Source organism: Microcystis sp. M53603_WE2 (genome assembly GCF_030065435.1).
Genome location: NZ_JASJFF010000441.1, coordinates 1 through 14,447, shown reverse-complemented (window position 1 = coordinate 14,447; position 14,447 = coordinate 1). Strand labels below are relative to the sequence as shown.

Below are 14,447 nucleotides of genomic sequence, written 5' to 3'. Positions count from 1 at the left end.
TTCGATTACTTCCACGGTTTTACAGTTCGATTATCGTGATTTTCAGATTAATCTCCTCGATACTCCCGGCCACCAAGATTTTAGCGAAGATACCTATCGTACCCTAGCCGCTGCCGATAATGCGGTGATGTTAATCGACGCGGCCAAAGGTTTGGAACCCCAAACGAGAAAACTCTTTGAAGTGTGCAAACTGCGGCAGTTACCCATCTTTACCTTTGTTAACAAAATGGATCGGCCCGGCCGCGAACCTCTGGATTTATTGGACGAAATCGAGCGAGAATTAGGATTACAAACCTATCCCGTCAATTGGCCGATCGGAATTGGCGATCGCTTTCGGGGAGTTTTTGATCGGGCCACCCGAACCATACACCTGTTTGAACGTCGCTCCCACGGCTCTCAGGAGGCGCAGGAAACCGTGATCGAGCTTGGCGACCCCAAAATTGAGGATCATCTCGAAAAAGACCTGTATTACCAGTTAAAAGAGGATATAGAACTACTCTCGGAATTGGGTGCAGAATTGGATTTGCCAGCAGTCCACGCAGGAGAAATGACCCCGATCTTTTTTGGTAGCGCCATGACCAATTTTGGGGTGAAATTATTCCTAGAATCCTTCCTCGACTATGGATTGCCACCCAGAGGACGCAATTCCTCCCTAGGAGTCCTTGATCCCACCTATCCCGATTTCACCGGTTTTGTCTTCAAACTGCAAGCAAACATGGATCCCAAACATCGGGACCGGGTAGCCTTTGTGCGGGTATGTACGGGGAAATTCGAGAAGGATATGGTAGTAAACCACGCTAGAACTGGTAAAACTATCCGTTTATCCCGTCCTCAGAAACTTTTTGCTCAAGATCGCGCAGTTATTGAAGAAGCTTATCCCGGAGATGTGATCGGATTGAATAACCCCGGGGTCTTTGCGATCGGTGATACGATTTATATGGGTAAAAAGCTCGAATACGAAGGGATTCCCTGTTTTTCTCCCGAATTATTCGCCTATCTCAGAAATCCTAACCCTTCCAAGTTCAAACAGTTTCAAAAAGGAGTCTCGGAATTACAGGAAGAAGGGGCCGTACAGATATTATCCTCGATCGATGAATTTAAACGCGACCCAATTTTAGCCGCTGTCGGTCAATTACAGTTTGAAGTGGTGCAATTCCGTCTTTTAAGCGAGTACGGAGTCGAAACTACCCTCGAACCCCTAGCCTATAGTTTAGCCCGTTGGGTAGCCGGGGGTTGGGCCGCTTTAGAAAAAGCAGGTAAACTCTTTAATACTTTAACCGTCAAAGATTACTGGGGCCGTCCCGTCTTATTATTCAAAAATGAGTGGAATTTACAGCAAGTCAAAGAAGATCATCCCTCTTTGCAATTAAACTCGATCGCACCGGTAGGATCGGGAGTACAACCCCAATCCTAACCCTTAGACCTCTTGTAAAAATCAAAAATTGTTGTTAGGGTTAGGAGTCAGTAGCCAGTAGTCAGTCCCGATGAAACAATTTTCACCCCCACAGATGAAAGAGGTTTCCTTCCCTACACCCTACACCCCACACCCCACACCCTGCCACCAGGAAGAACTTTTTGCCGCAAACCCTAATTATGCAAGAGGTCTATTAATCTCACAAGACAATTGCCGAACTGGTCAGGACAAGATGGCGACCCCCCAGACAACTAGACTAAAGTAGAAGTGGTCAGAAAGTCTCGATCTTTCCTAACAATCGGATGTCTCAAAGCACTATCGTTGACGAGTCCCTCACCATTAGAAAAAGTCCTGCTGTCAATTCCCGAATTAATCCCTGTTTAATTCGCTTTTGTTATTTTCTGGGAAATTATCTGGTTTTACCGGCTTTTTTCGGCAAAATAACGGTGACAGGCCAAGAAAATATTCCCCTAACGGGGGGGGTCATCCTTGCACCTACCCATCGGTCCCGTTGGGATGCGCTGATTTTACCCTACGCGGTGGGACGCTTAGTTAGTAGACGCGATTTGCGCTTTATGGTTTCCGCTAACGAGATCAAAGGGGTGCAAGGTTGGTTTATCCGACGTTTGGGGGGTTTTCCCGTCAACACCGATCACCCCGGTATGGGTAGTCTGGTCCATAGCGTCGAACTTTTGGCCGCGGGGGAAATGGTGGCGATTTTTCCGGAAGGGGGTATCTGTCGCGATCGAGTGGTTCATCCTCTTAAACCGGGGGTAGCGCGGATCGCGTTGGAAGTTAAGACCATGAAACCCGATGCAGATATCAAGATTTTGCCGGTAAGCATTAGTTATAATCAGCCTTACCCCGGATGGGGAAGCGAAGCGATAGTAAATATCGGTCAAGAGATTAATGTGCTTGATTATCAACAAAATTCGCTAAAACGGGAAACTGTCCGCTTAACCAAAACCTTGAGCGATCGCTTAAAACTTCTCCACGAGGATCAATCCCCTTAATCAGCTATTGACTATCTACCGCACAAGTGCGATTTCGGGGACGGATTAAAATGATTGTTTTAACTATTTTTAAGCAAAAAAGTGGCTTTTCTGGTTTAAATAAATAATATCTTGGTTTTTGCTGCTTCTAGCTCCTGAATACTGCCTCTGAAACCCCTCAGATCGGTGAAAATGTCCGATTGTTGCAGGGGGTCTAATGATAGAATGGGCATCAGCGAAAGTAGTTTGTGAGCGAAGTGATCCGATGCAGTTCCAAATCCAGCCCGACAGTGAAATACCCGCCTCTAAGCAATTATTTGACCAAATTCGCTTCGCTATCGCCTCTCGTCAGTATCCCCCGGGCCATCGTTTACCTAGTACCCGTCAACTAGCTATGATCACGGGATTACACCGTAATACGATAAGTAAAATTTATCAGCAACTGGAAGACGATGGGTTAGTGGAATCCCTAGCAGGTTCGGGGATTTATGTCAAGGCTCGCGGGCATGAAAACGATAATTTATCGGGTTCACCCCTATTGGAACAAAATCCAGAAATAGGCCGACTAATTCGCCAGAGTTTGGCTGGTTTTCTCGCTCAAGGTTTAACTTTAGAGCAAATTCGCGAGTTATTACTGGCGGAAATTGATTGGCGATCGCAGTGTAGTTCTCAAGTTCTTGTCACCATTCCCCGTCACGATTTGGGTGCAGGAGAACTAATGTTGAGAGAATTAGAGCAATCCCTCAAAATTCCCGTCCAATTAGTGGCAATGGAGGATTTAGCCCAAGTTTTAGCCAATACTAAATCTGCCACTGTTGTCACCAGTCGCTATTTTATCAGTGTGGCGGAGGAAATTGCCGCTCCTTTTCAATTACGAGTCATTCCCATCGATATCTACGATTACAGCAAGGAATTGGCATTAATCAAAAAATTACCCACCGATAGCCGTTTGGGGATTGTCAGTATTAGCACCGGTATTATTAAGGTGGCCGAAATTTTAATTCATAGTTTACGGGGCGATGATTTATTAGTTATGTCTGCCCAAATTCATGAAACGGATAAGTTAAAAGTTTTAGCCCGAACTTCCCAGACAATTATCAGTGATCAAGCGAGTTATACTTTAATTAAAAATCTGATTAATGAAGTGCGATCGGATTTAATTCGTCTGCCAGAAATTATCTGTAGTGATAATTATATTGGGGATAAATCAATTCAATTGCTCAGACGAGAATTAGGATTAGGTGGTTAGAGGATAAAAGACACATTTTAACCTCTGAATCTCTCCCAATCCCTTTACTGTTACCTCTTGCCTTATCTCAACAGGCAATTTAAGTAGGGAGGCACAATTATTTGTAGGATGGGTTAGCGGTAGCGTAACCCATGCTGGCGTTGGGTTTCATGCTTCAACCCAACCTACGTTCATCTTATATTTAATTCCACTCACCCACTTAAATGCGCGGGCAGCTGAACTTTAAAATTTAGTTTAATCTATGGTTACTATTGACAATAACTTAGAGCAAATCGAGAATAAAAGCGAAAAAAACTTTTAAGAAGTATTAACTTTTTTAGTACAATGGCGGAAGAATAGGGATAAGCTCAATTTTTCACTCTCGAACGAGGCTAAATGAAAAGTGCTGACTGTTTAACGGTATCCCCCGGGGAACCGCTTACCGATTGGCAAAAACTCGGATTAGATTTGGTGGCTCGTTGGCAGGGACGAGATGTTATCCTAGCGATCGATCTTACCGGCAGTGTTAACTTTAATGATGAAGGACGCACGCGCCTCGGTCAAATTATTCGCGATAGTTTAAAAAATAACGATTCCGTTTATTTAGTCCCCTTTGCTGATAATGTTCAACCGATTACAGAACCGATTTTAATTCGCGGAAGGGAAGATATAGACGCGGTTTTAAAGTCAATTCCTTGGCAATCTAGCCAAAGTGCTAAAAATACCGATATTCAGCGCGCAGAATGGCACGTTTATCCCCGACTGGCACGCTTAAATCAGTGTCGTTTAACTGCCAATCAAGCTATCAAACCCCAGTCGGTAGTTTGGATTACCGATGCACCCCTTTCTACTGCCGCGGGGATTACTTCACAACAGTGGATAGAAACCCCAAAAAATAGCCCTTTTCGTCTTGCTAATTCTCCCGAAAGTTTGGAAAGACAAAACTGGCTTAATTCCCTACCAATTAATCTAAGAACTCAAGAAATTACTGCCACTAACGGCAATAAATATAAACTATCAGTTGTCGATATTGCTCCCACAGCACAAGAGTTTTGCACTCCCGCACCGGGAGGACAAGAAACCTGTTTGATTAATCCTTATCTCTTGAGTCAGTTATGGTTGCCAGCATTGGTAATTACATTAATGGGAATTGGGGGAATAGTAGCGAGTATTTTGGGAATTCGTCACTGGTTGCGGTTAAATACTGCTTGGACTATTAAAGTCTCATCTAATGATGATGACAATGAAACCCAAAAATATATTTTAAAAACATCCGAAAGAATTAACATCGGTGGTGATGAATATCATAAGAATACCATTCCTTGTCATGGGGAAGAAATTCGCTGCTATTTAGAAAGACGCGGCAATCAGTTATATCTAAAACCCACTAAACAAGCAGAGATTTTTTATCGAGGTAATCAACTAACTCAGGAGGTGAAGATAGATAAAAATTACCTGACTTTAACCTATCACCATAACCATCAAGATTTCGACCTACAAATTCAGATTAGCAAAAAATAACTCAGGAGATTTAAACCATGGCTAACACCAGTCAAACCCGCGCTATCAAACGGACAATTATCATCGGATTAGGTGGTACTGGTCGAGATGTGTTAATGAGAATTCGTCGCTTTATTATTGATAAGTATGGGAAGTTATCTAACCTACCCGTTGTCAGTTTTGTTCATATTGACACAGACAAAAACGCTTTCAATGGTTCGGGTTTACCCACAGGAAATAGCTATCACGGAGAAGAAATTCTTTTATCAGCTGCTGAAAGAGTATTCATTAATATGAATGCTCAGGATGTTAACAATCTCACCTATGAACTTGAACACAAAACCCTTTTTGAAAGTCCCTTTTCCCATATTGCAAGCTGGTTAGACCCAAGACTAAAAAAACAAATAACTGCCATTGAAAATGGTGCGGGAGGTATTCGTCCCGTCGGTCGTTTAGCTTTCTTCCATAACTATCAAAAAATTCAAGAGGCAATTGAAGCAGCGGAAAGACGAACTTCTGGTCATGAATCCTTTATGTTTAGCGGTAAAGTTAACGGTCAAAGTTTTAATGTCCAAGAGGGTTTAAATGTCTTTGTTGTCGGTTCTTTGTGTGGGGGAACTGGTAGCGGTATTTTCCTCGATGTGGCCTACACTTTGCGTCATATTTTACAACAAACCACCGAATATACATCCTTTGGTTATTTGGTAATTAGTCCTAAACTTTATGGTGATGGGGCAATTATGAGAGCTAATACCTATGCAGCTTTGAAAGAGTTAGATCATTATACCAATGAAAGTAATTCCTTTCAAGCCTGTTATGATAAACAAAATTTCGTCAACATCGATGAAAAACGTTCTCCTTTTGATTTTGCCTACTTAGTTTCTAATCGCACTGCGGGAGATTACCAGATTAATAACAAAGGTAAATTATGTAATGTCATTGCTTACAAGATTTTCTTGGATTTTGCCGATGAGTTATCTCTCCCCATTAAAAGAAATCGGGATAACCATAAAGACCCGATGATTCGTAAAGATAATCATCCTTTTCAGATGTGTCAAGGTTATATGTCCTTTGGACTAGCGAGGATTTATTTTACTCGCGACCGAATTGTGCAGATTGGTCTTAATCGTTTTAGTCTCAAATTAATTAAATTTTGGTTAGAGGGATACGGTCAAAGTCCCAGTGGACAAGAGTTATTAAGTAAGTTCCTAGCTAATTGGAGTACCCAAAGTAATAAGGATTATTTTACTGCCAGATTGGAAGAAGCAACCCTAGAGAATAATAAAACTTTTTCTAAGACTTTAACCTCTTGGAAAAATTCCCTAGAGGAAGAAATATCCAATAGTCAAGATTTGGAGAATTTACCCCAAACCGTCAAGCAATCCCTAGAAAAAGAGTTTCGCAAAGTACAAGGGGGAGAAACAGATAGCAGTCGCGGAATCTGGTTAACTCTGACCCAACAAACTCAACCTAAATTAATCGAAAAATTTAAGTCAGATATTGACCAATTTTTGGAGATTCTTCTTAATCCTGATAGCTTAGAATTTTCTTTGGAAAATAGCCTATCTTTTTTGGTCGCTTTACAAGTACAGATTAATACCTACAAGGGGAATCTAGAGGAATTATCTCAGGATAATAAAGGGTTTCATTCCTCGGAAAAAATTGATAACATTTGGCGAAATCTCAAACAAACTCTCGAAGATATAAACGGGAAAAAGTCTGTCTTCAAGATGTTCAATAAAAATGCCAATAGTGAGAGAATCAAGGCCGAGTTAAGAGACTACGTTCAAAGCGGACAAAAATTAATTCAGCATAACTTTAATTTCAGCATCAATGGGGAATCCAGAAAGATTTTTGAAGCGATTCTCAAGCATATTTCCAGTCGAATGCTGCAGATACAACAACTGAAAGAAACCCTATATCAGCTAATCACAGAATACGATAAATACGAACAGGAGTTAATGCAGTTAAATCTCGACGAGATGACTGGGGAAGGTATTTTCCCAGAGGAGAATATTGATAACTGTATCCCTGACAGTAACTCCCGAACTCAATACATTTCCGTTAGCCAAAAAGTCACCAATAATTTAGGCTATAATGCTTCACTATTCAGTTTATTTAGCCAATCTTTTGTTATTGATAATGAAACTCTCAAAGATACCCTAACAGCAACAATCGAGAAACAGTTTCAATCAGTAAGCACTAATAAAATTGATGCAGTAATTAAGCGATTTATGGGTCAATATAAACCCCATGATTTTCCTGAACGCTTGGCGCAAATTCTGCGAGAAGCTGATTTAATGTTACCCATAAATGTTAATGATGCTTACTATCGTTTGCATACAGATAAAGCATTACTAATTGGGACTAAGGATGATAATTCACCCACCATGCAAAGATTTATGAAGACTCTTGAATCTGATTTAAATATTAATCTGGGGACTTCTTTTGAATCAATTCAAACGGACGAAGAAATCCTAATTACCTACGAGTTTGGTGGGTTTCCCCTAAGAATCATTACTGATTTATCTGGGTTACAAAAAATCTATCAAGACCAAAAGAGAATCAGCATTTTACACAATGATTACAGGATAGATTTTGCTGATATTATCCCACCACCTGCAAAATTAATTGAGGAATTAGAGTTTATTTTCTATCCCGCAATTGCTCTCGGTTTACTGGAATACGATGAGGAGGATGATACTTATCAATTAGTCATCGAAGGAGATTTATTTAACAATAAGTCCATTATTGACATTAGCGGTAATTGGCGACTTGCCTTAGAACAATTTGCCTCTCGTAATGACATGATTAATGCTTTGCAGGTACTGCTTAATCAGGCAAAAAATGAGATTTTGGCTAATCCTCCCCTATTATTTACTAACGAGGGTGATTATTTCCAGAATGTCAGCTATTTTGTCAACAATGTCAAAAATTTACCCGACCATCACCCCAATTATCGCTACAAAAATAAGGTAGCTGGACAAGATGGAAATACTCGACAGGAGGCAAAAGAAGGAATTATCACCCGTTTTGTTAATCAACTAAAAATGGAACTAGAAAAACGTGCTGCTGAACAGAAAAAACTCGACAAACAACAGCAAAAGCAACAAACTTTACTGGGAACAAATAATAACAGTAGTCAACCCAGTTTACCCGCAGAGGTTAGCACTGATGATGAATGATAAAATTAATCAATCTTAATGATGTTTCCCCAGCTATCTGAGGAAACATTCACCCCCAACTCTCTCTATCAATCACAATTCGAGGTATCCAATAACTATCATGGCATTACTTAACCTTTTTCCTCCCTATCTGATTGTTTTAACTCTAGTCTTGGTTATTTTTCCCACCGTCTTAGCTGTGGGAATCCGGATTACTCTTTATAAATATCTCCAAGAGTCAACTGTAAAAGTCAAGCGCTTAATTCGGGGAGAAAGTCGCGGGGTTCAACCTAAAATTATCTCTAATCTAGAGAATAGATTTAAGATAGCCAGTAGTCAACTAGATGATGTTAATACCGCAGCTTTGGTAGATGGTTTATACCATGAAGAACAATTTACTTTCATGTCTAAATCTCTTAGCTGCGAGAAATGGGATTATTTTGTAAGAGTCTTACCCAATCTCCTCCTCGCTTTTGGTTTGTTGGGAACTTTCCTCGGAATTACTCTCAATCTGACGGGAATCAGCACACTTATCGATATCAATAATGTCGATGTGCAAAGTTTAGGAGAAAAGCTCAAAACTCCCCTAGGAAGTATGGGGATTGCTTTTATCACTAGCTTAATTGGTTTAGCTTGTAGTTCTTTACTGACTGTGATTAACTTAATCTTTAATACCAACCTTGCTAAAGTAAATCTAATTAGTTCCCTAGAAGACTATTTAGATAACATCTTGCAGCCGACTGTAGAAGGGAATAGTCGCTTGGATAAAGCGGTTAATCGCATGGTGGATAAACAGCAAGCATTTCTGACTAACTTTCATACTGAGGTGACGAGAGTATTAGAATCTTCTTTAGGAAAAGTTGCTAAAGAAATTGCTGATGGTAATCAGGAAACAGCTAAGTTAGTCACCCAGGTTTGTGAAAGATTAACTGAAACTGCGGGAACTTTATCTACTGGTGCGACGACTTTTCAGAGTTCAGCTTTTGAACTTAACGAGCAAGTACCAATTATCACGCAAGCAAACCGAGAGTTTACAAAATCCTCTCAGGAACTAAAAAATAGTGTACTGCTTTTTAAACAAGCGTCAGAGTTAATTGAAAAAAGTAACTTCTCTGGTAATATCGAAAGGTTTACCGCTAGTTTAGCAGAAACCCAAGGGAGATTTTCTCAATCCACTGCAATACTAGAGCAGAATATCGGGGAGATTATCAGCAGTAATAAAAGAGCTAACGATTTAGCAGAACAAGTGTATTTAAATATCCAAGAATCTTCTCAAAAATTACAAAATAGTGCGCTAGGTTTTCTGGAAGCTTCCGAAAAAATCGAAAGTAGTCAATTTGCTGATAAGTTAGTGCAAGCAACCGCAGATTTAATGACTGCTCATCAACAGTTTGCCAATTCTACTACAGATTTAAACCAATCAACTCAATCTCTAGCTTCTTTAACTCAAGACTTCCAGCGTTCAATGACAACTATGGTTGAGTTAGGAATAAAAATTACTGACTTGAATCAAAAATCTGAGACAATCCTAGAACAAAATCAGCAACGCTCAGTCACCGAACAAGAAAAGTTATCTAACATCCAGGGAGAATTAGTAAAATTAATCGAAACTGTGAAAACCTATCAAGACAGTTTTAACTCCGAGTCGAAACAATTAGGAAACCAATTTATCAATCGTCTCGATGAAAGACTCTCCCAAACCTCCGATAAAATTCTCACTGCTTCCCATGGGATTGAGCGCTCTAGTAATAATCTCGATGTGACTAATGCTAACTTGTCTCGGTTAATTGATACAGTGACAGAGCAAGTTACTCAAGTCTCTGAGAAAATCCTAGAACAAAATCAGCAACGCTCAGTCACCGAACAAGAAAAGTTATCCAACATTCAAGGAGAATTAGTAAAATTAATCGAAACCGTGAAAACCTATCAAGACAGTTTTAACTCCGAGTCGAAACAATTAGGCAATCAACTTATCAATCGTCTTGAGCAAAGACTATCCCAAACCTCCGATAAAATCCTCACTGCTTCCCATGGCATTGAGCGCTCTAGTAATAATCCAGAGGTGACTAATGCTAACTTGTCTCAGTTAATTGGTACAGTGACAGAGCAACTTACTCAAGTCAAGGAAAGCTTACAGTCTGATTTAAACCTTTTAAGCAATAACTTAGGGATGGTAGTTGATGATAAATTAACTAAGAACTCAGAACAATTAAAAGCAGTTTCCCAATCTATTGAGAAAACAGCCAATCAATTTGGCAGCCTTAAATCAGATTTTTCTCAAGTAATTAACGCAGTGAACACCAACACCAGTCAATTAACTGCTAACTTAGAATCTTTGCGAGATAAGTTAGAGAAAGTTATCGCTAAGGAAAATAAATCGAATCAAAAAATGATTGAACACATCTATGGAGAAATTCACAAATGTTTAGCAGAACTGGAGAAAATTGGCGAAATGAGTTCTGAATTTTCTAACTTAAAGGATAAGATGAAAGAACTTAAAGAACTTTTTGAGACAATCCCTAATCCTCCTCAAAAAGATGTTCAGGATGACATTTATAAGTTAAATAAGAAGTTGGAAGAACTTAAAAAACTTTTTGAGACAATCCCTAATCCTCCTCAAAAAGATGTTCAGTCTGAATTTTCTAACTTAAAGGATAAGATAGAAAAACTTTGTGAGACAATCCCTAATCCTCCTCAAAAAGATGTTCTGGATGACATTAACACCCTATTTGAATAACTTCACCAACATATAAGTAACTATGTCTAGACGTACCTACTACCGAGATGAAGATAAATCGGTGGATGTTTATCCCGCATTTACCGATTTAATGTCCAATGCTTTCATGATTCTGAGTTTATTTCTCCTCTTGGCACTTTTTCAGTCCTATAATCTCATCAGCAAACTGGAGGAAGCTAACCGAAAACTGCAAACAGCAACCCCCATAGTTATCGATGAAAAATCAGGAAAATTCAAATTTCAGTCGGGAAGTGCTGAATTAAACCCCGCTTTAAAAACCTATATTCGTCAGCGCATTATTCCCGCTATCGAAACCATTACCAAAGACAGAGAAATCGACTTTATTCAAGTAATTGGACACACCGATGGACAGGGAATACAAAAGACAAGTAATCTCGATAAAAATATCGAATCGGTTGCCAGCAGAAAACAATCTGTTAAAATGCTAGTACCCGGTTCTAACACTGATTTAGGATTAATGCGCGCTTTAGCAGTAGTGCAAGAAATCGAAAGCACAGGTAAACTCAAAAACGTCAAATTTCGAGCTTTTTCCGCAGGACAGTTATACCTCCCATCGGGTAAATTAGCCGCGGTTAATCGTGACGCAGATGCAAGCAGACGCAGAATTGAAATCCGTTTTATTCCCCCCGGTAGAAAACAATAAGACAAAAAAATTCTAGAAATTTGTTTTTTTATCTTTTGCTTGTTACACTGAGGAAAGAACGAAATTCAAATCAATATCTATGGAACAAAACACTTTAGAGGGGACTTGGGAAGAAATTTTACAGCATAGTGCTAAATTAGCAGGTCAGCGAGTGAGATTGACCATTCTACCTAATCAATCTTCCAATTCTTCCACTCCAGAAACCCTAGACCAAAAATTAAAAGGAAGAGTTGGACGAGTTTATTTTCAGCCATCAGATTTATCTGAGCGAGTAGAAGAAGTTTTTACAAATATTTTAGATGTTCAAGACTAATCAGCATTACATCAATGACTCTTTGCGACGCTTCTCCACTTATTGCCTTAATTAATGAAGCTGATAAAAATCATCAGCGTTGTGTTGACATTTTATCTTCGCTATCGGCCCCCCTTGTCACGACTTGCGCTTGTTTTACCGAAGCAATGTATTTATTGCGTCGATATGGTGGTTGGTTCGCACAACAAGAATTATGGGGTTATGTGGTAGATGAAATACTGGTAATACACCATCATAATTCAGATGAACTAACAAGAATGGAAACCTTAATGATACAATATCAAGATGTTCCTATGGATTTAGCAGATGCTTCTTTAGTAGCCATGGCTGAAGTTCTTAATCAAAAACAAATATTCACTCTCGATAGCGATTTCTATATTTACCGACGGTATGGAAATCAACCTTTTGAGGTTGTACCTTAATTATTTTTCATTCCCTATAGGGTAACATCCTCGTATAAATCCCGAAAAGATGCCGTCAGATTAATACTCTGTAAACTAAAACTTTCTTGCTGATAGGTTTGCAGAATCCATAAACCCTGTTCACCCCGTCGAAAAGTTTCCACTCGTTGGCGTTTACTATTCACTAAGACATATTCCTCTAAACTTTCTAGAGTTTGATAATCATTAAATTTATCCCCCCTGTCAAAAGCTTCTGTAGAATCGGAGAGAACTTCGATAATCAATTTAGGGAAACTTTTATAGGTAGCGGTTTCTCTATCTCTGTCATCGCAGGTGACAATAATATCAGGATAATAAAAGTGATTGCGTTTCTCTAATCTGACTTTCACATCGGCAAAATAAACCCGACAATTGGAACCCCGCAAATGATTACGAATGATAAAAGTGAAATTGAGTCCGATAATATTATGAGTATCCGTCGTCCCTGCCATGGCGTAAATTTGCCCATCGATATATTCATGTTTAATGGGACTTTTTTCTTCAAACTGAAGATATTCTTCTGGAGTGAGATTATTATAGTTAGATAGAGCAATCATGGGTTTAATCGTTGAAGGAGATTTTCTTAAGGACTTTCGGGAGTATCATTAACCGTTTCTAGGGTGACATCCTCGTATAAATCCCGAAAAGATGCCGTCAGATTAATACTCTGCAAACTAAAACTTTCTTGCTGATAGGTTTGCAGAATCCATAAACCCTGTTCACCCCGTCGAAAAGTTTCCACTCGTTGGTGTTTACTATTGACTAAGACATATTCCTCTAAACTTTCTAGAGTTTGATAATCATTAAATTTATCCCCCCTGTCAAAAGCTTCTGTAGAATCGGAGAGAACTTCGATAATCAGTTTAGGAAAACTTTTGTAGGTAGCGGTTTCTCTATCTCTGTCATCGCAGGTGACAATAATATCAGGATAATAAAAGTGATTGCGCTTCTCTAATCTGACTTTCACATCGGCAAAATAAACCCGACAATCGGAACCCCGCAAATGATTACGAATAATTGTGTATATATTCCCCGAAACAATATTATGAGTATCCGTCGTCCCTGCCATGGCGTAAACTTGTCCATCGATATATTCATGTTTAATGAGACTGGTTTCTTCAAACTGAAGATATTCTTCTGGAGTGAGATTATTATAGTTAGATAAAGCAATCATCGTTTTTTCTGCTAGTTACAACTATATTTAAGTACCTAGGCAAAATTAATTATACATCTAAGCTGTCAGCCTTTTCCGTAATCAGTAAGCAGTATTAAGTAACAGTAACATTCCCTGATTACTGTTCACTGTTCACCGATAACCGAAAAGTCTCCCCTCTCCCAGTCTCGACTAGGAAATTAACTTTGCAGGACTAGATACCTGTTCAAATACTGTCTAGGAGAACCAGCAAAAAGAGCCTAGAATGGTTAATCTATATGCTATTACCCTTGTAACTCTCTATAACTACTGTTATGACAACCCTAATTGACTATTCAAATATTCAATCTTTACCCGAAGTTTGGTCAATAGTTGCCCAGCGTTTCCCCGATATTATCGCCCTGCACGATCCCCACAGTAAACCGGAAGTAATTATCACCTATCGGGAACTTTATCAACAAATTCAGCAATTTGCCGCCGCTTTACAAGCATTAGGAGTCACAGAAACCGAAAATGTCGCTTTATTTGCCGATAATAGTCCCCGGTGGTTTATTGCCGACCAAGGTTCCATGGCAGCCGGGGCAGCCAACGCGGTACGATCTGCTCAAGCAGATGCAGAGGAATTAGCCTATATTTTGGCCGATAGTGACAGTCAGACGCTGATTGTCGAAAATAACAAAACTTTAGGGAAATTGCTGGCGAAAATCCCTGAATTGCCCCTAAAATTAATCGTGCTGCTCACCGACGAAGACCCCGCTACTGGGGCGATTTCCGTGCAGACCTTAAATTTCAAGCAACTAATGGCGATCGGGGCTGAGAACACCCTTAAACCCATCACCAAG

General features: G+C 39.6%; 13 protein-coding genes. 11 read left to right on the top strand and 2 right to left on the bottom strand.

Annotation, left to right across the window (positions count from 1 at the left end):
• The 10 genes from prfC to PX481_RS09265 all read left to right on the top strand — a co-directional run.
• The coding region (gene prfC / locus PX481_RS09310; RefSeq protein WP_288094468.1) for a peptide chain release factor 3 at window positions 1-1,414 on the top strand (1,414 nt) is incomplete at its 5' end.
• Between the two features lie 70 nt (window positions 1,415-1,484).
• Complete coding sequence (locus tag PX481_RS09305; RefSeq protein WP_196219773.1) at window positions 1,485-1,679, top strand: hypothetical protein; 195 nt, start codon at window positions 1,485-1,487, stop codon at window positions 1,677-1,679.
• Between the two features lie 37 nt (window positions 1,680-1,716).
• Window positions 1,717-2,427 carry a lysophospholipid acyltransferase family protein gene (locus tag PX481_RS09300; protein ID WP_002756596.1) on the top strand — a complete coding sequence of 237 codons (711 nt, stop codon included), beginning with the start codon at window positions 1,717-1,719 and terminating at the stop codon, window positions 2,425-2,427.
• Window positions 2,428-2,623: 196 nt separating this feature from the next.
• Window positions 2,624-3,655, top strand: a complete 1,032-nt coding sequence (locus PX481_RS09295) for a GntR family transcriptional regulator (RefSeq protein ID WP_002756597.1) — start codon at window positions 2,624-2,626, stop codon at window positions 3,653-3,655.
• A gap of 375 nt (window positions 3,656-4,030) precedes the next feature.
• The gene (locus tag PX481_RS09290) at window positions 4,031-5,155 is read left to right on the top strand and encodes a vWA domain-containing protein (protein ID WP_002756598.1); all 1,125 of its coding nucleotides are present in this window, start codon (window positions 4,031-4,033) and stop codon (window positions 5,153-5,155) included.
• 17 nt (window positions 5,156-5,172) lie between these two features.
• Complete coding sequence (locus tag PX481_RS09285) at window positions 5,173-8,319, top strand: tubulin-like doman-containing protein (protein ID WP_288094467.1); 3,147 nt, start codon at window positions 5,173-5,175, stop codon at window positions 8,317-8,319.
• Window positions 8,320-8,419: 100 nt separating this feature from the next.
• Window positions 8,420-11,035, top strand: a complete 2,616-nt coding sequence (locus tag PX481_RS09280; protein WP_288094466.1) for a methyl-accepting chemotaxis protein — start codon at window positions 8,420-8,422, stop codon at window positions 11,033-11,035.
• A 22-nt stretch (window positions 11,036-11,057) separates the two neighbouring features.
• On the top strand, window positions 11,058-11,699 hold the full coding sequence (locus tag PX481_RS09275; protein WP_002733090.1) for an OmpA family protein: 642 nt from the start codon (window positions 11,058-11,060) through the stop codon (window positions 11,697-11,699).
• Between the two features lie 79 nt (window positions 11,700-11,778).
• Complete coding sequence (locus PX481_RS09270; protein WP_002756604.1) at window positions 11,779-12,012, top strand: hypothetical protein; 234 nt, start codon at window positions 11,779-11,781, stop codon at window positions 12,010-12,012.
• A gap of 14 nt (window positions 12,013-12,026) precedes the next feature.
• The gene (locus PX481_RS09265) at window positions 12,027-12,434 is read left to right on the top strand and encodes a type II toxin-antitoxin system VapC family toxin (RefSeq protein ID WP_002756606.1); all 408 of its coding nucleotides are present in this window, start codon (window positions 12,027-12,029) and stop codon (window positions 12,432-12,434) included.
• A gap of 14 nt (window positions 12,435-12,448) precedes the next feature.
• Here PX481_RS09265 and PX481_RS09260 read toward each other — a convergent pair whose 3' ends face one another.
• Both PX481_RS09260 and PX481_RS09255 read right to left on the bottom strand, forming a co-directional pair.
• Entirely contained in the window at window positions 12,449-13,009 is a 561-nt protein-coding gene (locus PX481_RS09260) for a Uma2 family endonuclease (protein ID WP_288024033.1), read from the bottom strand.
• Window positions 13,010-13,035: 26 nt separating this feature from the next.
• Entirely contained in the window at window positions 13,036-13,626 is a 591-nt protein-coding gene (locus tag PX481_RS09255; protein ID WP_288094465.1) for a Uma2 family endonuclease, read from the bottom strand.
• A gap of 293 nt (window positions 13,627-13,919) precedes the next feature.
• On the opposite strand from PX481_RS09255, the gene PX481_RS09250 reads away from it, so the two are divergent.
• A partial coding sequence (locus PX481_RS09250) for an AMP-binding protein (RefSeq protein ID WP_288094464.1) occupies window positions 13,920-14,447 on the top strand: 528 nt, incomplete at its 3' end.